Source organism: Novosphingobium clariflavum (assembly GCF_026420865.1).
Classification (GTDB): Bacteria; Pseudomonadota; Alphaproteobacteria; order Sphingomonadales; family Sphingomonadaceae; genus Novosphingobium; species Novosphingobium clariflavum.
On record NZ_JAPCWC010000005.1, the window covers coordinates 14,150 to 36,375 of the forward strand.

Annotated in this window: 15 protein-coding genes, 1 tRNA gene and 1 pseudogene; 11 read left to right on the forward strand and 6 right to left on the reverse strand. The window is 66.4% G+C overall.

The window, feature by feature from the left end:
• The first annotated feature begins 47 nt into the window (after positions 1 to 47).
• Positions 48 to 833 (forward strand): ParA family protein, encoded by a 786-nt coding sequence (locus OKA11_RS08215; protein WP_267219750.1) that lies wholly within the window; start codon positions 48 to 50, stop codon positions 831 to 833.
• 141 nt (positions 834 to 974) lie between these two features.
• Entirely contained in the window at positions 975 to 1,646 is a 672-nt protein-coding gene (locus OKA11_RS08220; protein ID WP_142635589.1) for a glutathione S-transferase family protein, read from the forward strand.
• Between the two features lie 76 nt (positions 1,647 to 1,722).
• On the opposite strand, the gene OKA11_RS08225 is transcribed toward OKA11_RS08220, so the two are convergent.
• A complete protein-coding gene (locus OKA11_RS08225; RefSeq protein WP_267219751.1) occupies positions 1,723 to 2,712 on the reverse strand; it encodes a complex I NDUFA9 subunit family protein in 990 nt (329 codons plus the stop codon).
• Positions 2,713 to 2,970: 258 nt separating this feature from the next.
• Between OKA11_RS08225 and OKA11_RS08230 the strand changes: the two genes are divergently transcribed.
• Positions 2,971 to 3,057 (forward strand) — tRNA-Leu (locus tag OKA11_RS08230).
• 338 nt (positions 3,058 to 3,395) lie between these two features.
• Here OKA11_RS08230 and OKA11_RS08235 read toward each other — a convergent pair.
• From OKA11_RS08235 to OKA11_RS08250, 4 genes and pseudogenes are all read right to left on the reverse strand, one after another.
• Positions 3,396 to 4,760 (reverse strand): annotated as a pseudogene (locus tag OKA11_RS08235) (IS3 family transposase).
• Positions 4,761 to 5,550: 790 nt separating this feature from the next.
• Entirely contained in the window at positions 5,551 to 7,482 is a 1,932-nt protein-coding gene (gene ftsH / locus OKA11_RS08240) for an ATP-dependent zinc metalloprotease FtsH (protein WP_267219752.1), read from the reverse strand.
• A 124-nt stretch (positions 7,483 to 7,606) separates the two neighbouring features.
• Complete coding sequence (locus OKA11_RS08245; protein ID WP_267219753.1) at positions 7,607 to 9,697, reverse strand: hydantoinase/oxoprolinase family protein; 2,091 nt, start codon at positions 9,695 to 9,697, stop codon at positions 7,607 to 7,609.
• Positions 9,698 to 9,863: 166 nt separating this feature from the next.
• On the reverse strand, positions 9,864 to 11,684 hold the full coding sequence (locus OKA11_RS08250) for a hydantoinase B/oxoprolinase family protein (RefSeq protein ID WP_267219754.1): 1,821 nt from the start codon (positions 11,682 to 11,684) through the stop codon (positions 9,864 to 9,866).
• A gap of 139 nt (positions 11,685 to 11,823) precedes the next feature.
• Here OKA11_RS08250 and OKA11_RS08255 point away from each other — a divergent pair, with 139 nt between their 5' ends.
• Together OKA11_RS08255 and OKA11_RS08260 are read left to right on the forward strand one after the other, a co-directional pair.
• On the forward strand, positions 11,824 to 13,014 hold the full coding sequence (locus tag OKA11_RS08255; protein WP_267219755.1) for an aminotransferase: 1,191 nt from the start codon (positions 11,824 to 11,826) through the stop codon (positions 13,012 to 13,014).
• A gap of 65 nt (positions 13,015 to 13,079) precedes the next feature.
• Positions 13,080 to 14,549 carry an NCS1 family nucleobase:cation symporter-1 gene (locus OKA11_RS08260; RefSeq protein ID WP_267219756.1) on the forward strand — a complete coding sequence of 490 codons (1,470 nt, stop codon included), beginning with the start codon at positions 13,080 to 13,082 and terminating at the stop codon, positions 14,547 to 14,549.
• Between the two features lie 231 nt (positions 14,550 to 14,780).
• On the opposite strand, the gene OKA11_RS08265 is transcribed toward OKA11_RS08260, so the two are convergent.
• On the reverse strand, positions 14,781 to 16,292 hold the full coding sequence (locus OKA11_RS08265) for a replicative DNA helicase (RefSeq protein ID WP_267219757.1): 1,512 nt from the start codon (positions 16,290 to 16,292) through the stop codon (positions 14,781 to 14,783).
• Positions 16,293 to 16,546: 254 nt separating this feature from the next.
• Here OKA11_RS08265 and OKA11_RS08270 point away from each other — a divergent pair, with 254 nt between their 5' ends.
• From OKA11_RS08270 to OKA11_RS08295, 6 genes are all read left to right on the forward strand, one after another.
• A complete protein-coding gene (locus OKA11_RS08270) occupies positions 16,547 to 17,029 on the forward strand; it encodes a UPF0262 family protein (RefSeq protein WP_142635571.1) in 483 nt (160 codons plus the stop codon).
• Positions 17,030 to 17,042: 13 nt separating this feature from the next.
• Positions 17,043 to 17,756, forward strand: a complete 714-nt coding sequence (locus OKA11_RS08275; protein ID WP_267219758.1) for a glycoside hydrolase family 25 protein — start codon at positions 17,043 to 17,045, stop codon at positions 17,754 to 17,756.
• Positions 17,753 to 18,208, forward strand: coding sequence for a cytidine deaminase (locus OKA11_RS08280; protein ID WP_267219759.1), 456 nt, complete (start codon positions 17,753 to 17,755; stop codon positions 18,206 to 18,208). Before OKA11_RS08275 ends, OKA11_RS08280 begins: the two co-directional genes overlap by 4 nt.
• Before the next feature lie 155 nt (positions 18,209 to 18,363).
• Positions 18,364 to 20,172, forward strand: a complete 1,809-nt coding sequence (locus tag OKA11_RS08285) for a methyl-accepting chemotaxis protein (RefSeq protein ID WP_267219760.1) — start codon at positions 18,364 to 18,366, stop codon at positions 20,170 to 20,172.
• 59 nt (positions 20,173 to 20,231) lie between these two features.
• Positions 20,232 to 21,395, forward strand: a complete 1,164-nt coding sequence (locus OKA11_RS08290; protein ID WP_267219761.1) for a carbohydrate porin — start codon at positions 20,232 to 20,234, stop codon at positions 21,393 to 21,395.
• 154 nt (positions 21,396 to 21,549) lie between these two features.
• Positions 21,550 to 22,182, forward strand: coding sequence for an RBBP9/YdeN family alpha/beta hydrolase (locus OKA11_RS08295; RefSeq protein ID WP_267219762.1), 633 nt, complete (start codon positions 21,550 to 21,552; stop codon positions 22,180 to 22,182).
• Positions 22,183 to 22,226: the final 44 nt, after the last annotated feature.

Genomic DNA, 22,226 nt, shown 5'->3' on the forward strand with positions numbered 1-22,226 from the left:
GGATTCCCGGGGATGTCCTTCACGGCATCGTTACCATGGAGACGCGCATGGCAGTCATTGCGGTCTACAGCATCAAGGGCGGCGTCGGCAAAACCACGCTCGCGGTCGATCTCGCCTGGCGCTTTGCCGTGCATGGCGCGCGCGAGACGCTGCTCTGGGATCTCGACATGCAGGGGGGCGCGGGCTGGGTGCTCGGTCATGAACCGGCCAAGGTTGCGCACCTGCCGGCGGGCGCGGCCGCGGTGTTCCAGCGGGATGGCAAGCCGCAGCACCTCGTGCGCCCCACCCATGTCGACCGCCTTTCGCTGATCTGCGCGGATGACAGCTTGCGCAGCCTGCCGCTGCAACTGGCCCGGCTCGGCCAGCGGCGGCGTCTCGCCGCCATGACCACGCGGCTGCGCTGCGAATACGAACGCATCGTGCTCGATTGCCCCGCCGGCATGAACGAGGTGACCGAACAGGTGATCGCCGCCGCCGATCTTGTCATCGTGCCGCTGCCGCCATCGCCGTTGGCCCGCCGCGCGCTCGACATGGTGCGGCGCGAATTGCTGCGGCACCACACACGCCATGCGCCGATCCTGCCGGTCCTCTCGATGACCGACATGCGCCGCCGCCTGCACCGCGACCTTGCCTGCGGAGAGGCGCTGGGCTGGCCGCAAGTGCCGATGGCGAGCGCGATCGAGCGATGCTCCGTTCACCGCCGCCCGCTTGCCGAGTTTGCCGGGGGCACCCCGGCCGATCTTGCCCTGGGGCGGCTCTGGCGCGGGATCGAAGCCAAGCTGGCGGCGATGGCGCCCGTGCTTGGCGGGCAGCCACTGTCGCGCGCGGGATGATCGCGCTGCCCGCCCTCATCCCGCCGCAGCGGCAAGGCGGGCAGTTATCCACGCGATTTCGCGCTCGCAGGCACTCTGCCGAAGGCTTCGTTCGGGCGGCGGGGTGGACGCTGGCGGGCGGGTTTGGCATTCAAAATCGCCATGTGGCACATCTTCCAGTTCCCGCTCTGCCCCTTTAGCCGCAAGGTCCGGCTGCTGATGGCCGAGAAGGGCATCGCCTACGAACTCCAGACCGCACGTCCGTGGGAGGGGGAGGACAGGCTTTTCGCGATGAACCCGGCGGGCCGCACGCCGGTCGTGCGCGAGGCGGAGCGCAATATCGTCCTGTCGGACAGCCGAGCGATCTGCGAATACTTCGAGGAGACCGTGGACCGGAACCCGCAGATCAGCGGAACCGCGCAGCAGCGGGCGGAAATCCGCCGTCTGGTCGCCATGTTCGACGAAAACTTCTTCAACGACGTCTCGGGTCCGCTGCTGCACGAACGCATGAAGAAGCGGCTGGTCCTGCGCCAGTCGCCCGATGCCAAGATCCTGCGCGAATCCATGAAGCTCGCGCACGATTACCTCGATTACATCGACTATTTGATCGACAATCGCCCCTGGCTCGCGGGGTCGACGATGACCCTGGCGGATCTCACCGCGGCGGCGCAGATTTCCGTGGCGGATTATCTCGGCGGCCTCGACTGGTCGAGCCACGAGCAGGCGCGCGGCTGGTACCTGGTGATGAAGTCGCGCCCCTCGTTCCGTCCGCTGCTCAGCGAACGTATGGAAGTGATCCAGCCGCCGAGCCACTACGCCGAAGTCGACGCCTGAGGGGCTCGCTTCCGGTTCATGAGAAAAGGGCCGTCCGTTCGGGCGGCCCTTTCTCGTCTGTGACCCGAGGAGGGGATCAGGTGCGGGCGGGCTTGGCCCCGAAACGGCCGTGCTCGCGGAACTGGGTCATCCAGCGATCGAGGAACAGGCCCAGGGGCCGCGCGGCCACGCCCAGTTCGGCAAGCCCCGGCAGCAAGCCGCTGGCGATGCTGCCAGCCTTGAGCAGCTTCAACTGATCGGTGCTGATCGGCGTGCCGGGCAGGGCGGCGATCAGGCCTGCCAGGGCGTCCGGCATGGGCATCAGCGTGCGTTCGCGGTTCTCGGCAACCATGATTCGCGTGTTGAGATCGAGCATCGAGATCACTTCGGGCCCGGCCAGTTCGAAAGTCTTGCTGCCATGCACCTCGGGGGAGGTCAGGGCGACGGCAATCGCATCGGCGACATCGTCGACAAATACCGGCTGAAGTTTCGCCTCGGGGGCGAACACGGGCAGAACCCGGGCGCGGGCGATGAGACTGCCGAACATCATCACGAAATTGTCGTCAGGCCCGAACAGGATCGAGGGGCGGATTACCGTGGCGTCAGGAAATTCGGAAAGGACGGCCTGTTCGCCTTCGGCCTTGGTGCGGGCATAGGCCACATCCGACCCGGCATCGGCGCCAATTGCCGAGACATGCACGAGGGCCTGCGCTCCGGCTGCCTTGGCGGCTGCCGCGATCCGTCCGGCACCGCGGCCCTGGACTGCATCGAGATCGCCGGTGAAGGCACCCACGAGGTTCACGACGGCATCCGACCCGGCCAGCACCCGCGCCAGCGAATCCAGCTTGGTCACGTCCACCCGGGCGAACTGGATCTGGCCGAGGTTGCCGAGCGGCTTGATTGCCCAGGCCTTGTCCGGGTTGCGGCTGGCGATGCGGACGCGGGCTCCGCGTTCGAACAGTTCCTGCACCAGATGCCTGCCGAGAAATCCAGTGCCGCCCAGCACGGTGACGACTTTACCGGAAAGGGGTTCCGGGCCGGAAAGGGGTTTTGCGCCGGAAACGGATTCGGGGTTGCCTTGGCTCATGGTCTGAACGGCTCCTTCAGCGAGGCGCAGGCGCGGCGAAGAGCGAAAAAATCCGCCTGAGCCGATCATGCGCACGTTGAAAAGGATTGGCACAAGGCAGGGGTGGGGGCAACCGAACGCTCGCTATGACGCGGAATTCCGGCGTTTTTGAAAAGATTTGAAAAAACTTGGCGCTGGGGCGTTGACAGGAATCGGGAAGCCCCTTAGAGGCGCCCTCCTACCCGGCGAGGACGGCAGCAACGGCCCCCTCGCTTCCGTGCCCAGATGGCGGAATTGGTAGACGCACCGTCTTCAGGTGGCGGCGCTCGTAAGGGCGTGGAGGTTCGAGTCCTCTTCTGGGCACCATTCACCTTTTCGAAGGTGGTCGCATGTAGTCAAAAGCCCCGGGAAACCGGGGCTTTTTGCTTATCAGGCGTCCGCATTTGTCCGCCAGTGAAGGCCCCCAGCCGCGATGACGTGGGGGCCTTTTGGGGGCCTCGCCCGAGGCCTCGGATCAGACCTTCCCAGCCTTGAGATCGTCGAGCCAGTCACTCCACCACTGCATCATCTCGACGCGCTCCTTCCAGTAGAACGTCCGGTTGTAGGTGGCGCTGACGGTGTTGCCGACCTTGTCCGTCGTCAGAACATTTGGCGCAGATCGGGGCGTGGATTAGCGGAGAACGAGCCTCGTCTGGGGTTTGATGTTAGGCGGCGAGCTTGCGGTGAAGCAAGCGGCGATGTTCGATGGTCTTTCGCTTAATGGTTTTGCGGCGCTTGATGATGGCGGGAGCCCTGCCGAAGTAGGCGTCTGCTGGCGTCACGTTGTTCAGGCTCTCGTGGTAGCGCTGGTGATTGTAGTGCTCCACGAACGCCTCGATCTGGGCCTCGAGGTCGCCGGGCAGGAAGTAGTTTTCCAGCAGGATGCGGTTCTTCAAGGTCTGGTGCCAGCGCTCGATCTTGCCTTGCGTCTGCGGATGCAACGGGGCGCCACGGACGTGACTCATCTGCTGGGCCTCGATGTACTCGGCGAGTTCGCCCGCGATGTAACTGGGGGCCGTTGTCGGATAGTAGCCGGGGCTTGTGCAGGACCGTGGCGCTGTCGCAGCCCGATGCCTTGAGGGCCAAGTCCAGCGTGTCAGTGACGTCCTCTGCGCGCATGTTGGTGCACAGTTTCCAGGCAATGATGTAGCGCGAGTAGTCGTCGAGCACGGTCGACAGGTACATCCAGCCCCACCCGATGATCTTGAAGTAGGTGAAGTCGGTTTGCCACATCTCGTTCGGCCGGGTGGTCTTCGTGTGGAACTGGTCGGCGGCCTTGATCACGGTGTAGGCCAGACTGGTGATCAGGTCATGGGCCTTCAAGAGGCGGTAAACCGTGGCTTCCGACACGAAGTAGCGCTTCTCGTCGGTGAAGCGCACCGCCAGTTCGCGAGGGGAAAGCTCGGTCGCCTCGAGCGCCATCTCGACGATCTGCGCGCGGATATCCTCGGTGATGCGGTTCCACACCCGGCTCGGCGCCGAGGGGCGATCCTCAAGGGCTTCAGGACCGCCCTCGAGGAAGCGGTCATACCAGCGGTAGAACGTCCGGCGAGGAATACCCAGCTTGTCCAGAGTGTGCTTGGCTGGCAGGTGCGACTGCTCGACGATCCTGATAATCTCCAGCTTTTCTGCGGCGGGCTACCTCATTCGTCGTCGCCCCCATCCGCGGTCATGCTTTTTTTCAGAAGACGGTTCTCGAGCGTCAGGTCGGCCACGCATTCCTTGAGGGCACGGGCTTCGCGGCGCAGATCCTGCACCTCGCTCGTTGTCGCACTGCGGGCGGTGTCACCGGCAAGACGGCGCTTGCCGGCTTCCATGAACTCCTTCGACCAGGTGTAGTAGAGGCTCTGGGCGATGCCTTCACGCCGGCACAGTTCGGCGATGCTGTCCTCGCCGCGCAATCCGTCGAGCACGATACGGATCTTGTCCTCGGCCGAGAAATGCCGCCGCGTCTGTCGGCGAATGTCTTTCACCACGGCTTCGGCAGAGGCCTTCGCTGGCGATTTTCGCAAGGAGGGTTTGGGCTTCATCTTCGTTCCTTCGTCACTACGACGAAGCCCAAACCCTCCTTAATTCTCAACCCCTAATCTGTGCCATGGGTGCTGACGCCGGACAATAGCCGTTCTGATGCCCGTGATTGCTACGGGAAATTGTTACGAGAATTGCCCAAGGGCCTGCGTCGTCGAGGGCGCAATTTCTGTTATCGGCATATGGTTCCGGTCGATGCCGAGCAGTTATCTGCTCCGGTTCCGGTCCTGACTCCGGCAGCGCCGCAAGTTCAAGAGACCGCACCGTCCCTGACACTGGCAGAGGCGTATGAAACGAGCCGGAAACTCGCCATCGGCGTCATTGGCGGAGGCTAGCCGTTGGCGTCGATCTCTCGGACCCATTGCCGCGACTGCCTTGAGGTCCTTCGGTTCTTGCCCGCCAATGCCGCAAAGCTCTTCCCGAAGTTGACGCCTTGCCAAGCGGCAGATCACGCTCGGCCTCGTGAAGGTATCAAGGTTATCGGCGCGGCGAACGCCAACACCCTGATCTCGAACTTGAGCAGTTTCCTGAATTGGACGGTGAATGAGGAAATGCTCACCCGCAATCCCGCGCGAGGTCTCCGCTTGCCCGATCCGGTCAACAAGCGTGACAAGCGCCTGCCGTTTGCACCCGAGCAGCTACATGCAATCTTCAGCGGCCGCGTCGATGGCGAGCGCAGCTACAATAAGGTGGGTGACTGCCGACCGCGCAAGGCTCAAAAAAAAGGGCGAGGACTCCGCCGTCCTCGCCCCTTCCTGCATTCTTCCCGCGAGGGGAAGTCCGATAGCCCCGTCAGACGCCTTGCGGCGTCACGTTGCCCGAGAAGCGGCGGCCGGCCTTGGGGATCGACGAGCCGGTGAGCGGGCGGGGCGTTCCGCTTCCGCGCGGTTCGCTCGGCCGGTCGAGCTTGCCGTCCTTGAGAAGCTGGTTGATCTCTTCGCCAGAGAGCGTCTCGTATTCAAGCAGCGCCTGCGCGAGGGCTTCAAGCTGCTCCGCATTGTCCTTGAGCAGTGTGGTCGCGCGGGCATGGGCGGTGTCGACCAGACCGCGGATTTCACTGTCGATCACCTTGTTGGTCTCGTCCGAGGCCATGGTGCGGTGCGAACCGCCCATGCCGAGGTAGCCTTCCTGGCTTTCCTCGTACTGGAGCGGACCCAGCTTGTCCGACATACCCCATTTGGTGACCATGTTGCGGGCCAGGCTGGTGGCGTACTGGATGTCCGACGAGGCGCCCGAGGAAACCTTGTCGTAGCCGAAGATCAGTTCCTCGGCGACGCGGCCACCCATCGCGACCGAGAGGTTCGCGAGCATCTTGTCGCGGTGGTAGGAATAGCTGTCCCGTTCCGGCAGGCGCATCACCATGCCGAGCGCCCGCCCGCGCGGGATGATGGTGGCCTTGTGGATGGGGTCTGACGCAATTTCGTGCAGCGAGACGATGGCATGACCGGCCTCGTGATAGGCGGTCATCTTTTTCTCGTCGTCGGTCATGACCATCGAGCGGCGTTCCGCGCCCATCATGACCTTGTCCTTGGCGTCCTCGAACTCCTGCATGGCCACGAGGCGCTTGTTGCGGCGCGCGGCCAGCAGGGCGGCCTCGTTGACGAGGTTGGCAAGATCGGCGCCGGAGAAGCCCGGGGTGCCGCGGGCGATCACGCGCGGGTTCACGTCGGGGGCCAGCGGCACCTTCTTCATGTGGACGCTGAGGATCTTCTCGCGGCCCTCGATGTCCGGCACCGGCACCACGACCTGACGGTCGAAGCGGCCGGGGCGCAGCAGCGCGGGGTCCAGCACGTCGGGGCGGTTGGTGGCGGCGATGATGATGATGCCTTCGTTGGCCTCGAAACCGTCCATCTCGACCAGCAGCTGGTTCAGCGTCTGCTCGCGCTCGTCGTTCGAATTGCCCAGGCCGTGGCCGCGATGGCGGCCGACCGCGTCGATTTCGTCGATGAAGACGATGCAGGGGGCGTTCTTCTTGGCCTGTTCGAACATGTCGCGCACGCGGCTGGCGCCGACGCCGACAAACATCTCGACGAAGTCCGAGCCCGAGATCGTGAAGAACGGCACGCCCGCCTCACCGGCGATGGCGCGGGCGAGCAGGGTCTTGCCGGTACCCGGCGAGCCGACCAGCAGCGCGCCCTTGGGGATCTGGCCGCCAAGCTTGGAGAAGCGGGTGGGATCACGCAGGAACTCGACGATTTCCTCCAGTTCCTCGCGCGCTTCGTCGATGCCGGCGACGTCGTCGAAGGTGACGCGGCCCGCCCGTTCGGTCAGCAGCTTGGCCTTGGACTTGCCGAAGCCCATCGCGCCCGAGCCGCCGCCCTTCTGGACCTGGCGCAGCGCAAAGAAGGCAATGCCGACGATCAGCAGGAACGGCAGGGTCTGGGCGAGGATGTAGACCAGCATCGAGCCTTCTTCGGCGTTCTTGCCGGCATAGCGCACGCCATGGTCCTGCAGGAGCTGGGGCAGCGTGGTGTCGTTCGGCACCGGGACGGTTGTGAACGAATCGCCGTTCTTCAGCTTGCCGTCGATGCGCTGCTCGCCGATTTCCACCGAGGCGACGCTGTTTTCGGCCACTTTGCCGCGAAAATCGGAATAGGCGATGCTCGGCCCGCTTTCGGTGCGGGTATTGAACATCTGCACAACCACAAGGAGTGCGAGGAAAATACCGCCCCACACGAGCAGGCTCTTGACCCAGGGATTGCCGCTAGGCTGGTCGTCGTTCATCGTTGGTGAAACCGTCCTTTCGCCCGCCAATGTAGGTGCGGGCGGCTGAATCGCAAGTTAGCAGAGGCATTCACTGTAGTCGCAAAGCGGCCAAGAAGCGACAGCGCATGCGCCGCCGCCCCTTTCAGGCGGATCGAACCAGCTGGTAATCGCCCGCGCTGTCCACTTGCGCGGTCCAGCCGGGGTAGACGACGATCGTGGTGAAGCTCTCCTCGATGATCGCGGGGGAGGGTATTTCCATGCCTGGGGCGAGGTCGGTGCCGCGATGGACCGGCACCGGCGCAAAGCCCTGTCCGAGATTGGCGCGGCGGTGGCGGATGGGCTCGGGAGCCGGGCCGCCGGGCACGAAGGCGCCGCCGGCGGCCGGCGAGGGGGTCTCGACATGGGCGGCGAGGCGCAGGCCCGAGATTTCCGGCACTTCATGCTCGCGAACATGGCCATATTCGGCCATGTGGCGGGCGTTGAACAGTTCGCAGGCGCGGGCCGCAAAGGTTTCGTCGATGAAGCCGAGGTCGCCCAGTGGGGCATCCGCGGCAAAGTCGAACGAGAGCGAGAAGTTCTGCCCCGGATAGCGCATGTTGAGCCGGTAATCGGCGCGGATGTCGCCTGTGCGGAACCGGGCGGCGGTGAAGAACCGGGCGGCACGATCCGATAGGTCGGTCCAGAGCTTGCGGATGCGCGCCAGGTCGAGCGCGGCGGCCGAGGCGATGTAGGAGCGTTCCTCGTCGATGGTTGGGTTCGCCACCAGCGTGCCGAGCGCCGAAAAGGTCGGCGAGGCCTTGGGCACCAGCACGCGGGTGATGCCGAGGTCCTCGGCCTGGATCGCGGCGAAAGCCGGGCCGTTGCCGCCATAGGCCAGCATGACGAGGTCCTTGGGGTCGATGCCCTTGCCCGCCGTGGTGCGGCGCACGCCCTGGCTCATGTGGGCATTGACCACGCGCCAGCAGTCGAAGGCGGCACGTTCCGCCCCGGAGTCGCCGGATTCGTGGCCGAGTCCCTCGGCGATCCTGCCGAAGGCTTCCGCTACGCCCTTGCGGGTGAGGCGGAAGCTGCCGCCGGCAAAACCCTCCTCGGTGGAGAGAATGCCCAGCATGACGAGCGCATCGGTGACGGTCGGCTCGGCGCCGCCGCGTCCGTAGCAGATCGGGCCGGGCTCCGACCCCGCCGAGCGCGGGCCGACCTGCAGCGCGCCCTTGTTGACGTGGCAGATCGAGCCGCCGCCGGCGCCCAGTGTCTCCACTTTCACCATCGGCACGCCGACGAGGTAGCGGTGGTGCATGTTCCAGCCTGCCTCGGCCGGGGCCTCTCCGTTCAGCACCAGCGCCATGTCGTAGCTGGTGCCGCCCATGTCGACGCAGAGCAGGTCCGGGCAGCCCTTGGCGCGGCCCGCATGGGCGGAACCGACGACCCCGCCGGCCGGGCCGGAGGCCAGCACGCGGATCGGGGCACCTTCGATGTAGTCCCGGGTCATGACGCCGCCGGAGGCCTGCATGACCATCAGCTGGCCTGGATACCCGCCTTCGCCGAGGCGCTGCACCAGCTTTTCGAGATAGCCGTTGACGCGCGGGGCGACATAGGCGTTGACCACCGTGGTCGAGGTGCGGTCGTACTCCGGCGCGCGGGGCAGGACTTCGTGGCTGACCGAGACGTGCGCGTTCTGGATTTCCTGCTGGACGATCTCCTTGGCGCGGCGTTCGTGTTCGGGATTGGCGAAGGAGAACAGGAACGAGATCGCCACGGATTCCACGTTCTGCAGCCTGAGCTTGCGGCAGGCCTCGCGCAGTGCAGCCTCGTCGAGCGGCTTGTGGACCGCGCCGTCGTGGAGCACCCGTTCGGGCACGGTCAGGCGGCGGCGGCGCGGGGTGATCTGCTGCGGGGCCTCCAGACGGACGTCCCAGATATCCTCCTTGTAGCCGCGGCGATATTCGATCTCGTCGCGGAAGCCCTCGGTGGTGATAAGGCCGGTGAGGGCGCCGTTCATCTCGATCAGGGTGTTGTCGGCGACGGTGGTGCCGTGGACGATCGCCTCGCAGCGGCTCAGGAACTCGCCCAGCGGCAGGCCCTCCTTCGCGGCGAGCTTGCCCAGCCCCTCCATCACGCCCAGCGAGCGGTCCTGTGGCGTGGAAAGGTTCTTGTGCAGCACCACCTCGTCCCCCTTCAGGAGTGCGAAGTCGGTGAAGGTGCCGCCGATGTCGATGCCTACTCGGTACGTCATTCAGGTCTCCTGTCCTCCCCGGTTAGGGGAGGTGGCAGCCCGCAGGGCTGACGGAGGGGAGTCGCGTCCTCCCGAAACCTCGCGGCAGGCCGCGAATCCCCTCCACCACCCTTCGGGCGGTCCCATTTCCAGACTTTGGCCCCGTTTCGGGGACGACTTGTTTTCGTTATTCCGCCGCCTCGGCCATGCTCGCCATCTCGGCCCGCAGCGCCTCGGTCGCGGCGTGGTCCACCGCCAGCGAATAGTCGCCAAGGCTGCCGGTCAGCACCACGCCGTACTTGGCGCGCGCTGCGGCAAGGCTGACGTACTCATCGAGCACGTCCTCCTTCACCGCTTCGGGATCACGCCGCAGCGGCGGGCCGAAGCCGGCGCCGCCGCCGTGCTGGTAGGCGATCACCGCGCCCTCCGGCAGCAAGTCCTGCGCGGTATGGAGAATGGCGCGCTCGTTCTCGGCTCCCACCTCGAAGCGGTTGGTATAGGGGATCGCATCGTCCCCGCCGCGAAGCCCTCGCAGCGGGTGCTCGGCCGAGACCATCCACGCCATCGCCGAAGTCGGCCGCAGTACCTGCTTGACGTTGAGTGAGCCCGGACAGCCGCGCCACTGGCCGGCGCCGCCGCCATCGGTGGTCATCTCGCGGCTGAGGTTGAGGATCGGGAAGCGGCTTTCCGCATCTTCCGCTTCGGAGAGGATCAGGCTGCCGAGCGCCGACGGGCACGAGCCCCAGCCATCGAGGCCTTGCACCGCCGAGACGTCCATCGAGCGGCAGTCGACCCCCTGGTCCATCCACATCATGCCGTTCTCGTCGAAGCCCATGACCATGTTGGGCATGCCGATCTTGTAGAGCTGCGGCTGCGATCGTTCGGGCGCCACGTTGGAGAGCGCGATGCAGACCGCCTCGGTGATCTCGCAGGCCGGGTGGAACGAGCCCAGCGCCGCGGGCTTGTTGGGCGGCGGCTGGGCGATACAGCCTTCGGGGATCCGGATCTCGACCGCGTCGAAGAAGCCCTCGTTCTTGACGATCGTCGGGTCCATCGCCGCGACCACCTGGCACATCACGTAGCTGCGCGAATTGGCGAAGGTGTTCCACACGCCGACGAGGTTCTGCCGGTCGTCGGTGCCCTCAAGGTCCACGGTCAGCTGCTCGCCGGCGATGGTGCAGGCGACGTGGACCTTGATGTCCCTGGTCCCTGCCGTGTCGTGGTCGATCCACACCGTCGCCTCGTGGCGGCCATCGGGCCACTTCGCCACTTCCTCGCGCACGCGGCGCGTCGTGTGCTCGATCGAGTGGTTGATCGCCGCCTTGATCGTCTCCCCGCCCCATTTGCCGAGCAGCTGCTCCAGCATGCGCACGGCATGCTGGACGCCGCCGATCATCGCCGCGATGTCGCCGGCGAATGTCGCGAAGCGGTTGTTGCGCACCACCATGTCGAAGACGTCGCGGCGCAGCTCGCCCCGATGGACCAGCTTGAGGCAGGGGTAGATCACGCCTTCGGTAAAGACATCGGTGGCATCGAGCGAAAAGCCGCCCGGGTCCTTGCCGCCGGTATCGCCCTGATGCGCCTGCAGCGTCTGGATGCAGATCAGTTCGCCCTTGCCGTCATAGACCGGGCCGTAGATGCAGTAGTCCGGCAGGTGGCCGCCGCCGTGATCGGGATCGTTGCCCAGGAAGACGTCGCCCGGCCCCCAGTCGTAGCGCTCCTGGTTCATCAGCCCCCAGCGCGTTTCCATCTGGTTGACGAAGGTCAGGTGCGGGGTGCCCACCGCGCCCATGGCAAGGCGGCCGTGGGCATCGACGATGGCGGCGTTGCGCTCGTTCGACTGGTTGATGATCGGGCTGGAGGCGGCGCGGCCAAGATAAGTCGCAGCCTCGAAGCAGACCGTCTCGAACGCGCCGCGGATGATGTCCGCCGTTACCGGATCGATCTCCGCCGTGGTCGGCAGGGGGGCGCGCCGCTCGGCGAGCCTGCGGTTCAGCGCGTAGGACACGTCTCTTGCTCTCCCTTGTGGTTTGTCCGAGGTAGGAGGCGAGCGGGCCCGCTTCTCGACAGCGAGCGCATCGGCCCATGCAGATCACGAAACTGTCGCGCCGGGCTTGTCCGTGGGCGCAAAGGGAGCCGTACCGGGAATGAAGACAGCTGGCCGCATCCACCCGGTCTATGCGCAAATGGAACGCACGGTGTTCGATCGCATGTCGGCGCTGGCGCGCGAACATGGGGCGATCAACCTCGGGCAGGGCTTTCCCGATGGCCCGCCGCAGCCCGCGTTGATCGAAGCGGCAAGCCGCGCCTTGCACGAAAAGTCGAACCAGTATCCGCCCGGCGCGGGCCTGATCGAACTGCGCGAGGCGATCTGCGGCTATTACGCGCGGCGGCAGGGGCTTGCGCTTGCGCCTGGGCAGGTGACGGTCACTTCCGGCGCGACGGAGGCGCTGGCCGCTGCCGTCTTCGCTTTCGTGAAGCCGGGCGACGAAGTGATCCTGTTCCAGCCGGCCTATGACGCCTATGCCCCGCTGGTGCGGCGGGCGGGCGGTATTCCCGTCTCGATCCCGCTTTCGCCGCCGGACTTCTGCTATCCGGCAAAGGCGCTGGAGGCGGCCATCACGCCGCAGACGCGCGTGGTGATGCTGAACGATCCGCTCAACCCGGCAGGCACGGTCGCCCGTCACGAGGAACTGGCCGCGATCGCGCAGGCCTGCACGGCGCATGACCTGATCGCGATCTGCGACGAAGTCTGGGAGGATGTCCGCTTCGATGGCGTGCCTCACCACTCGCTGATGCGCTTTCCCGGCATGGCCGAACGCACCGTGAAGATCGGTTCGGCAGGCAAGATCTTCGGACTGACCGGCTGGAAAGTCGGCTGGATGATCGCGGCGGGTGATCTGGCGACGGCGATCTCGCGCGCGCATCAGTTCCTCACCTATGCCACCGCCGTGCCGCTGCAATGGGCGGTGGCGGAGGGATTGTCGCTGCCCGACGCAGTGCTGGACGGCCAGCGCGCCGCATGGGCCGCCGCGCGTGAGCGGTTGAAGGCGGGGCTGACCGAGGGCGGTTTCGTCGTGCTGCCCAATGCGGCGACGTGGTTCCTCAATGTCGATCTCGCCGCTTCGGGCATTTCCTTGTGCGACCGCGAATTCAGCGAGCGCGCGGTGACTGAGGCCGGGGTGGCGAGCGTACCCGTCTCGGCGCTGTATCAGGGCGAGGACGCGCCCGGGCATCTGGTGCGCTTCTGCTTCACCAAGCCCTTGGATGTGCTGGACGAGGCTGTTTCGCGCCTCGCCCGCTTCCGCCAGATGCTGGTCGGCCAAGCCGTTTTATAACCGTCGCTTGACACTTTGCTGCACTGCGGCATCGTGGTTCCCTTAAGCAGCGGGGGACGCGGTAGATGGTTGAAGCTGAAGGCGCGCTCTGGAACGCGGACCTTGCGCCGACGGGCGAGGCGCAGCGCAACTGGCGCTGGTGGCACTTCGCGGCGCTGTGGGTGGGCATGGTCGTTGCCGTGCCAAGCTGGATGCTCTGCGCCGGCCTGATCGACCAGGGCATGTCTGCCTTGCAGGCGATCGCCACGGTGCTGCTGGGCAACCTGATCATCCTCGTGCCGATGCTGCTGATCGGCCATTCGGGCGCGCGCTATGGCGTGCCTTTCGCGGTGCTCGCACGCGCCTCGTTCGGCACGGTGGGCGCGCGCCTGCCCGCCATGGCGCGCGCGCTGGTCGCCTGCGGCTGGTACGGTATCCAGACCTGGATCGGCGGCGAGGCCTTGCTGACGCTGCTCGGCATCTTCCTCGGCGCGGACCTGCGCGGCGCGCCGCTGCCGTTCTTCGGGATCGGCCTCGGCCAGTTGCTGGCTTTCCTGGTATTCTGGGGCGTGCAGCTGTTTTTCGTGCGCAAGGGGCTGACGACGATCCGCAAGCTGGAGACCTGGACCGCGCCGGCCAAGCTCATCGCCTGCCTCGGCCTCGTCTGGTGGGCGGTGGACGCGGCGGGCGGTGTTGGCCCGATCTTCTCGGCGCCTTCGGCCTTTGGGCCCGGTGGGGCGAGGGAAGGGGAGTTCTGGGCGGTCTGGCTGCCGGCGATCACCGCGATGGTCGGCTTCTGGGGCACGCTGGCACTCAACATTGCCGACTTCACCCGCTTCGCGCATAGCCAGCGCGACCAGATGCTGGGCCAGGCGCTGGGCCTGCCGCCGACGATGGGGCTGATCGCCCTGCTGAGCGTGATCACCACTTCGGCCACCGTCGTTATCCACGGCCGGGCGATCTGGGACCCGGTGGAACTGGCCGGAACGCTGTCGGGGCCCTTTGTGCTGCTGGGGCTGATCGTGATCGCGGTGGACACGGTATCGTGCAACATCGCCGCGAACCTCGTCTGTTCGGCCTTCGACTTCGCCTCGCTGAAACCGTCGAGGATCAGCTACCGCACCGGCGCGCTGATCACCGCGACCATCGGCCTTGTCATGATGCCGTGGAAGATCATGGCGAGCACGCAGGGCTACATCTTCACCTGGCTGACAGGCTATGGCGCGCTGCTGGGGCCGATCACCGGTATCCTGATCGCCGACTACTGGCTGCTGCGTGGTGCACGGCTGGATGTGGGCGGGCTCTACCTTGAACAGGGGCCCTACACCTATCGCAGGGGCTGGAATCCGCGCGCGCTGATCGCGCTGGCGCTCGGCATCGTGCCCAACGTGCCGGGCTTCCTCTCGGTTGCCGCACCCGAGGTGTTCGGGGAAGCGGGGGCACTGTTCTCGGGAATCTACACTTACGCGTGGTTCGTCGGTGTCGCGGTAGCGCTGGTCAGCTACACGCTGATGATGCGGGGCAGGGCGGCGGTGCCGGTTGTTGCCGTGGCTTGAAGCAGGGAAGGATAAAAGCAGGGGAGCCCCTCGGTGAAGCTCGGGATAAACTTCGCCCCCCTGTACCCCCAATATCGTCTAGGTCACGCGGGCCAAAAGCCTCGTGCACTCATGGCTGCGTCGGGAGACTAATTGGCTACGCTGCAAGGAGTGCGCGGCGGATAGGCTGAGCACGACGAAGACGTTTTGAGGGTCTGGGGGATCATCCCCCAGGACTTCCCCTTAATTCGCTTAATCGCTCTCGAAAGCCCCACGCATATCGTCGTCCGCCAGATCCGAGAACTTCGTGATCCGCGCTTCGAAGCGCATGCGGACCTTGCCGGTGGCGCCGTGGCGCTGCTTGGCGATGATGAGCTCCGACAGGCCGGTCACTTCTTCCATCTTCGCGCGCCACGATTCCCACTTGTCGCGCACGTCCGGGGTGTCGGTGTCGCTGGGGAACTTCGGCTCCGTGGCCTTCACGTAGTAGTCTTCGCGGAACACGAACCAGACCATGTCCGCGTCCTGCTCGATCGAGCCCGATTCGCGAAGGTCGGAGAGCATCGGGCGCTTGTCTTCGCGCGATTCCACCGCACGGGAGAGCTGCGAGAGCGCGATCACCGGAACGTGGAGTTCCTTGGCCAGCGTCTTCAAACCACGCGAAATCTCGGAAATTTCGTTCACGCGGTTGTCGGTGGCGCGGCCCGAGCCTTGCAGCAGCTGCAGGTAGTCGATGATGACAAGGCCGATGTTGTGGCGGCGCTTCAGGCGGCGCGCGCGGGTGCGCAGGCCGGCGATGGTGAGGCCGGGGGTATCGTCGATGAACAGCGGCAGTTCGGCGAGACGCTGGCTGGCGAAGGACAGCTGCTGGAAGTCCTCGCGGCTGATCTTGCCCATGCGCAGCGCTTCGGAACTGATGCCCGACTGTTCGGCCAGGATACGCGTGGCCAGCTGGTCGGCGCTCATTTCGAGGCTGAAGAACGCGGTCGCCGCGCCGACCGACTTCTCGACCGGGATGCCGTCCGCCAGGTCGCGCTGCAGCCGGTCGGAGGCGTTGAAGGCGATGTTGGTGACGAGCGAGGTCTTGCCCATGCCCGGACGGCCGGCAAGGATGATCAAGTCGGAATCGTGAAGACCACCGATCTTGTTGTTCACCGAGTTGAGGCCGGTGGTCTTGCCCGAGATGTGGCCGCCGGAATTGAACGCCTTTTCGATGGCGCCGATGGCGGTGCGGGTGGCCGCGGCGAAGCTCTTGGCCTCGTTCGCGGTGGAGGCGCCTTCGGCCACCTTGTAGAGCGCGGCTTCGGCGCGTTCCACCTGCTCCATCGGCTCCACCGATTCGGAGGTGTCCATGGCTTCGGCCACGAGATTGCGGCCCACCGAGATCAGTTCGCGCAGCAGGGCGAGGTCGTAGATCTGGTCTGCGAGTTCGCGCGGGGCGAGCAGGCCCTGGCCATCGGCGGTCAGGCGGGCGAGGTAGGAGACGCCGCCCAGCGCCTTCAGCTGTTCGTCGGCCTCGAAATAGGGGCGCAGGGTAACCGGGGTGACCACGGCCTTGCGGTCGAGCAGCTGGAGGATGCGCTCGTAGATGCGGGCGTGGACGGGTTCGAAGAAGTGGGTGGGCGAGAGCTGGGTGGGCAGCTCCTCGATCACGCGGTTGTCGATGAGCACGGCGCCCAGGAACGCGGCTTCCGCCTCGACGTTCGAGGGCAGGCTGCGGGCTTCGGCCGCAGGCTCGCGGGTGATGAGGGCTTCGTCTGACATGAGGGACCGGACAATGCCCCAAGAGCGGGGTGAGCGGCAAGCGCGCCTGTGGAGCATTTGTATGCACAGCCTGTTGATGGCCGGTGGATAATCCTGCTGCTCGCTCCCGCTTTCCCGGCGCCCTGCCGCGCTGCGGTGCCGCTCGCGACATGAGGCCTGCCGGCAACACTGTATCGCAACCGTGTCTTTATGCGGGACTTCGTGCCGGCTGGACTTGCCCGCTCATGCCGCAACCGCGTAAAGGCGCTCAGACCATGGCCGATCCGCGAATCTCGCATATCGAACTCGACGAGGCGACCATCCTGTGGCGCAACGCCGATATCGAGCAGGAACGGCGCATCGCGATATTCGACCTCATCGAGGACAATGTCTTCAGGCCCGTGCGCGCCTTCGAGGCCGGGCATGAGGGGCCTTATCGCCTGCGCCTGTCGGTGCGCGATGGGCGGCTCTCGCTCGACATCGGCAGCGAGGGCGGCGATCCGATCGAGACGATGGTGCTGGGGCTTGCCCGCTTCCGCCGTCCGGTGCGTGAGTACTTCGCGATTTGCGAAAGCTACTACCAGGCGATTCGCAAGGCCTCCGCGCAGGAGATCGAGACGATCGACATGGCCCGCCGCGCTATCCACAACAATGCGGCGGAACTTCTGCTCGAACGCCTCGACGGCAAGGTCGAAACCGACTTCCCGACAGCGCGCAGGCTTTTCACGCTGATCTGCGTCCTGCATATCCGGGGCTGAAGGGGGCTTCACGATGGCAAGGACTGGACCGGGCGCGATTTTGCGCAAACGTTTGCTGTGGCAAGGGCTGGCGGCCTTGCTGCTGATCGGCATCGTTGCCGGCTGCTGGGGCTGGTGGACGGTGCGGCACTGGCAGCCCTCGCGCCAGAAGTTCCCGGTGCAGGGCGTGGAAGTGGGGGCGGCGGACGGCCAGTTCGACTGGAAGTCGCTCAAGGCCATCGGCGTCGACTTCGCCTATGTCGATGCCAGCGCCAGCGCCTTTGCGCGCGATCCCCGCTTCGTCAGCAATTTTGCCGAAGCGCGCAGCGCAGGCGTGCAGGTGGGCGCGGTCCATCGCTATGATCCCTGCCAGCCGGCGCAGGCGCAGTCGGCCAACTTCGTCACCACGGTTCCGCGCGATTCGCGCCTGCTGCCGCCGGCTATCGACCTCGACATGCTGGCCGACAACTGTGCCTCGCCGGTGTCCGAGGCCAGGGTCGAGAGCGAACTGATGACCTTCATCAACCAGATCGAGACTCATACCGGCAAAGCGGTGATCCTCAAGATCAGCCCGGCCTTCCAGTCGCGCTACCGGGTGGCGGCCAAGTTCGACCGCAAGCTGTGGCTGGTGGGGGACCGGATGGAGCCCGACTATGCCGGGCGGCCCTGGACGATGTGGACGGCCAACCAGTCGGCCGCCAACGAGATTGCACAAGGGGGCCTGCGCTGGGTAGTGGTGCAGCCATGACCAAGACGTTCACGACCGACCAGCGCGATGCGCTGCTTGCCGCCGCGCGCGAGGCCGCTGCCCGCGCCTATGCGCCTTATTCGAAGTTCCACGTCGGCGCCGCGCTGCTGATGGCCGACGGCTCGGTGGTGACCGGCGCCAATGTCGAGAATGCCAGCTACGGCCTCTCGCTCTGCGCGGAAACGGTGGCGGTGGCGGGGATCCTCTCCTCGGGCGACCGGGCGGGGGACAAGGGCAGGCTGGAAGCCGTCGCGGTGACCGGCGGCGCCCCCGGCGCGCCGGGCGAGGGCGATGTGGTCAGCCCCTGCGGCCGTTGCCGCCAGGTGCTCAACGAGATCGCGCAGATCGGCGGCAGCGACCCGCTGGTCTGGTGCGATGGCCGGGACGGTCCGGTGGAAATGCGGCTGTCGCAGCTGCTGCCGTACGCATTCGGCCCTGCCAATCTGCTGTAATTCCGGCACCGATGGTGCCGTTTATGAGTTTACGGCCTAGCTGATTTCCCCGAGTTCGCTCTCATCGAGATGGTTACTCCCGTAAGTGCATTACCGCGAGCACGGGGTCGTTGCCGCGCGCCGTGGCGCGGCGGGCCAAGGGGAGTATCCAATCCGTGGACGATCGCAGCGCAAGCATTCTCCACAGGTGCGCCATCGGTTTCGGCGTCTTGGTCGCGGCGGCGGTGATCTGGGCGGGGGTCGGCTGGTTCAGCGCCTCGCGCGTCGACGCTTCGCTGGACGAAGTCCAGAAAGCCACCGGGCTGCTGCGCAACCACATGGAGGCGGACATGGACCACGATGCCATCAACAGCGGCATCCTGGCCCAGCTCGCCGCGCGCGGTGTCGGTGCCGTGGATGGGCGGGCGGCTGGACAGGACACGCTGGAGACCGTGGCCGAGTTTCGCAAGCTGATCGCCCGGGACCAGGCTTTCGAAGGCGCGCCGGCGGTGCACCAGGCGGCGATGGCGGTGACCGATGACGTGCGTGTCTATCTTGAGACCGCTACCGAGATAACCCGGCGCCTCCAGGCGGGAGAACCTGTCAACGACGGCGACGTCGAGCGGTTCCATCGCACTTTCGAGACGCTGGAAGGCAGCCTTGCCAAAGTGTCCGACCAGGTCGAGGCCCATGTCGAGGCCACGCGCGAGCAGGCGGCGGCGGCGATCTTGTTCAACCAGATCGTCGGGCTGGTCTGCCTCGTTTCCATCATGGCGGTGCTCTATGCGGTCTGGCGCCGGATCCGCGGTGACGCGATCGTCCCGGTGATCGCGGTGGGCGAGGCTGTCACCCGGCTCAGCCGCGGCGACTACGCGGTGCTGGTGCCTCATACCGAATCCCGCAGCGAGATCGGTGTCCTTGCCCGTTCGGCCGAGGACTTGCGCGACCGTCTGCTGCGCGCCGAAGCCGAGCGCGCAGAGCAGGAGCAGAGCATCGTCTCCACGCTGGGCGATGCGCTGGCACGGCTGGCGGAAGGCGATCTCACCAAGCGCCTCGAACAGGATCTCGGCGGCGCCTTCGGCAGCCTGCGCAACGACTTCAACCGGGCGGCGGAGGACCTTTCCCGCGTGTTCAGCCAGGTCACCGAAGCCAACGGCGAAACGCTCAACACCAGCCGCGAGATCGCCGCTTCGGTGGGCGATCTGTCGAACCGCAACGAGCAGCAATCGATGTCGGTGCAGTCGATCTCGGGGGCCATTTCCAGCGTCACCGGGCGGGTCATCGAGGCCGCGCACACCGCCGCCTCGGCGCAAAGCGAGGTGAACGAGATCGGCGGCGAGGTCTCGCGCGGGGGGCAGGTGATCCGCGACGCCATCGAGGCGATGGACCGCATCGAATCCTCCTCGCGCGAGATCGGCCAGATCATCGCCGTCATCGACGGCATTTCCTTCCAGACCAACCTGCTGGCGCTCAATGCCGGCGTCGAGGCCGCCAGGGCCGGGGAAGCAGGCAAGGGCTTTGCGGTGGTCGCCACCGAAGTGCGTGCACTGGCGCAGCGTTCGGCCGATGCGGCCAACGACATCAAGAACCTGATTTCGGCCTCCACCGGCGAAGTCGAAAACGGGGTATTGCTGGTGCGCGAGGCGGGGCAAGTGCTGGAGGCGATCATCGGCCGCATGGGGGGGATCTCCGAACTGATGGACAAGCTGAGCGCCGGTGCGGGCGAGCAATCCGCGATGCTCCAGCAGATCGACGGGTCGACGACCTCGCTCGAGCAGATCACCCATTCGAACGCCGCGCTGGCCGAGCAGGTGACCGCGGCCACCCGGCAGGTTGTGGTGGCAACCGAGGATGTCGCGCGCAAGCTGGCCGCGCTGACCTTTGCGCGGGGCGGCGGTCAGGCACGGGAAGGCGGCGTCCGGGCGATCGGGCAGGGGAGGGGCGGGCAAGCGGGCCACGAGGTCGTCGCCTGGCGCGCGGCGTGATCATGCCGCAGGGGCGGCTCCAGGCGGAGCGCGGGTGGAGACGAAGGTCAGCCCGCGCGATGGCATCGATGCTGGTAGCGGCATCGGTACTGGCATCGGAACTGGCGCTGCCGCCTGCGGCACATGCCGAGGCACCGGTCCAGGCGGAGGTGGTCTACACCGCCGATCTTGCCCAGCCGATACGCGGCGGGGCGGATCGCAAGCTGCGTTATCTCGACAATCTCGACCTTGTCGCCGATGCCGACCTCGATGCACTGGTCGGCTGGCATGGCGCCCGCGCACATGGCTACGTGCTGGTCAACAATGGGGCCCATCCCAACACGGCGGCCGGGTCGCTGGAAGGGGTGAACAACATCGAGGTCGGCAAGGCGGGCGTGCGCTTGTTCGAAGCCTGGGCCGAGCAGGACATCGGTTCGCGAGGGGCTCTTCTGGTGGGGCTCTATGATCTCAACAGCGAGTTCTACGCGCTCGATTCGGCAGAGCTGCTGCTGGGGCCGCCGTTCGGCATCGGCACCGAACTGGCGGCAACCGGTCGCAACGGGCCGTCGATCTTTCCGTCCAGCGCGCTGGCGGTGCGGGCGAACCTGCGGCTGGGGGCGGGGGAGAGCTACGTCCGGGTGGCGGCCTTCAACGCCCATGCCGCGACCCTCGGCGATCCGGGTGGCGTCGATGTCGGCTTCCACGACGGACTGCTGCTGATCGGCGAGGCCGGGCTGGGGCGGCCGCATGCGCGCCTATCCCTGGGCCTTTGGACCTATACCAGGGCGCGCGAGGCCTATTACAGCGATCCCGCCGACCCGGACCCGCAGCGCCGTCATGCCCGCGGCGCTTATGTGCAGGGGGAATTCCAGTTGCCGGGCGCCGGGGAAAGCGCATTCCAGGCCTTTGTGCGGGCCGGATTCTCGCGAGGGGGGACGACGCCGTTTGCCTGGAGCGCCAGTGCGGGCCTGTTCCGGGCGCCGGTGCTCGCCGCGCGCCCGGGCAGTTCGGCCTCGCTCGGCGTGCATTACGCGGGCACCAGCCAGTCCTTCCGGCAGGAGGTGCGTGCGCTGGGACAATCTCCCGCATCGTCCGAATATACCCTGGAGGCGACGTACTCCGACCGCCTGGCCGATTGGCACACGGTCCAGCCGGACCTGCAGCTTGTATGCCAACCTGGCGGACTGCGCGGCGCGCCTGCAGCGTTGATCGGAACCGTTCGCCTGACCTTGACCTTGCCCTGAGCGGAAGGGGGGAAGCGGGCATTTCGGTTCGGCAGGCGTGCGGCGCATCTGGCCGCTGGCCTATTGTCAATCAATATGGTTGAGTTATGGTGGGGCGGTCGGGACGTAGACAGAGTCGACCGGCGCTTTTCCCAACCCTCGTTGGAGCAGCCCCATGACCCACTATCGTTATCCCCATGCCCGAGACCATGTCCCGCTGATCCTGCTCGTCCCCGCCGCGCCCCTGCGCGAGGGGCACTGGATGCAGCGCTGGGCGCAGTGGAGCGAACATTGCCGCGTGCTCGAACTGGGCATGTGGGACGAGCCCCACCGCAATACCTGGGTGAACAAGCTCAATCTCGCGATCCGCCGCGCGGACCGGCCGGTGGTGGTCGTCACCGATGATATTGCCGCGCTCGCACTGGCCTGGTGGGTGCAGTTCGAAAGTGTCGGGCCGGAGAACCCGGTGCTCGGCGCGATCGTCGTCAATCCGCCGAACATGGACCTGCCGGGCGCCGATCCGCGGCTTTCGCGCTTCGGCGCCTGCCCGCGCCAGACGCTGCCGTTCCCGACGTTTGTGGTCAGCGATCTCGATGCCTCGGCGGCGCAGCAGCGCGCGGTGATCCGCCTGGCGCGGGACTGGGGTGCCTCGCCGGTCTGCGACCAGACCCGCGGCGACTGGGCTTCCGGCTGGATGCTGCTGCAGACGGTGCTGGAACTGGAGCCTGTCGGTGCGGTGACGCCGCAGTGGTCGCAGGACGAGAATGTCGCCGTGCGCGAGGCCCTGCGCCAGTGGGCGGGGATTTGAAGGTTGCCGCCTGGAAGAAGGCGGGGATGACCGTGCATCCCCGC

Bases quoted from the DNA above. Each gene is read 5' to 3' on its own strand.
- OKA11_RS08215 (WP_267219750.1), top strand. From the start codon at position 48: ATGGCAGTCATTGCGGTCTACAGCATCAAGGGCGGCGTCGGCAAAACC.
- OKA11_RS08220 (WP_142635589.1), top strand. From the start codon at position 975: ATGTGGCACATCTTCCAGTTCCCGCTCTGCCCCTTTAGCCGCAAGGTC.
- OKA11_RS08225 (WP_267219751.1), bottom strand. From the start codon at position 2,712: ATGAGCCAAGGCAACCCCGAATCCGTTTCCGGCGCAAAACCCCTTTCC.
- ftsH (WP_267219752.1), bottom strand. From the start codon at position 7,482: ATGAACGACGACCAGCCTAGCGGCAATCCCTGGGTCAAGAGCCTGCTC.
- OKA11_RS08245 (WP_267219753.1), bottom strand. From the start codon at position 9,697: ATGACGTACCGAGTAGGCATCGACATCGGCGGCACCTTCACCGACTTC.
- OKA11_RS08255 (WP_267219755.1), top strand. From the start codon at position 11,824: ATGAAGACAGCTGGCCGCATCCACCCGGTCTATGCGCAAATGGAACGC.
- OKA11_RS08260 (WP_267219756.1), top strand. From the start codon at position 13,080: ATGGTTGAAGCTGAAGGCGCGCTCTGGAACGCGGACCTTGCGCCGACG.
- OKA11_RS08265 (WP_267219757.1), bottom strand. From the start codon at position 16,292: ATGTCAGACGAAGCCCTCATCACCCGCGAGCCTGCGGCCGAAGCCCGC.
- OKA11_RS08270 (WP_142635571.1), top strand. From the start codon at position 16,547: ATGGCCGATCCGCGAATCTCGCATATCGAACTCGACGAGGCGACCATC.
- OKA11_RS08275 (WP_267219758.1), top strand. From the start codon at position 17,043: ATGGCAAGGACTGGACCGGGCGCGATTTTGCGCAAACGTTTGCTGTGG.
- OKA11_RS08280 (WP_267219759.1), top strand. From the start codon at position 17,753: ATGACCAAGACGTTCACGACCGACCAGCGCGATGCGCTGCTTGCCGCC.
- OKA11_RS08290 (WP_267219761.1), top strand. From the start codon at position 20,232: ATGGCATCGATGCTGGTAGCGGCATCGGTACTGGCATCGGAACTGGCG.
- OKA11_RS08295 (WP_267219762.1), top strand. From the start codon at position 21,550: ATGACCCACTATCGTTATCCCCATGCCCGAGACCATGTCCCGCTGATC.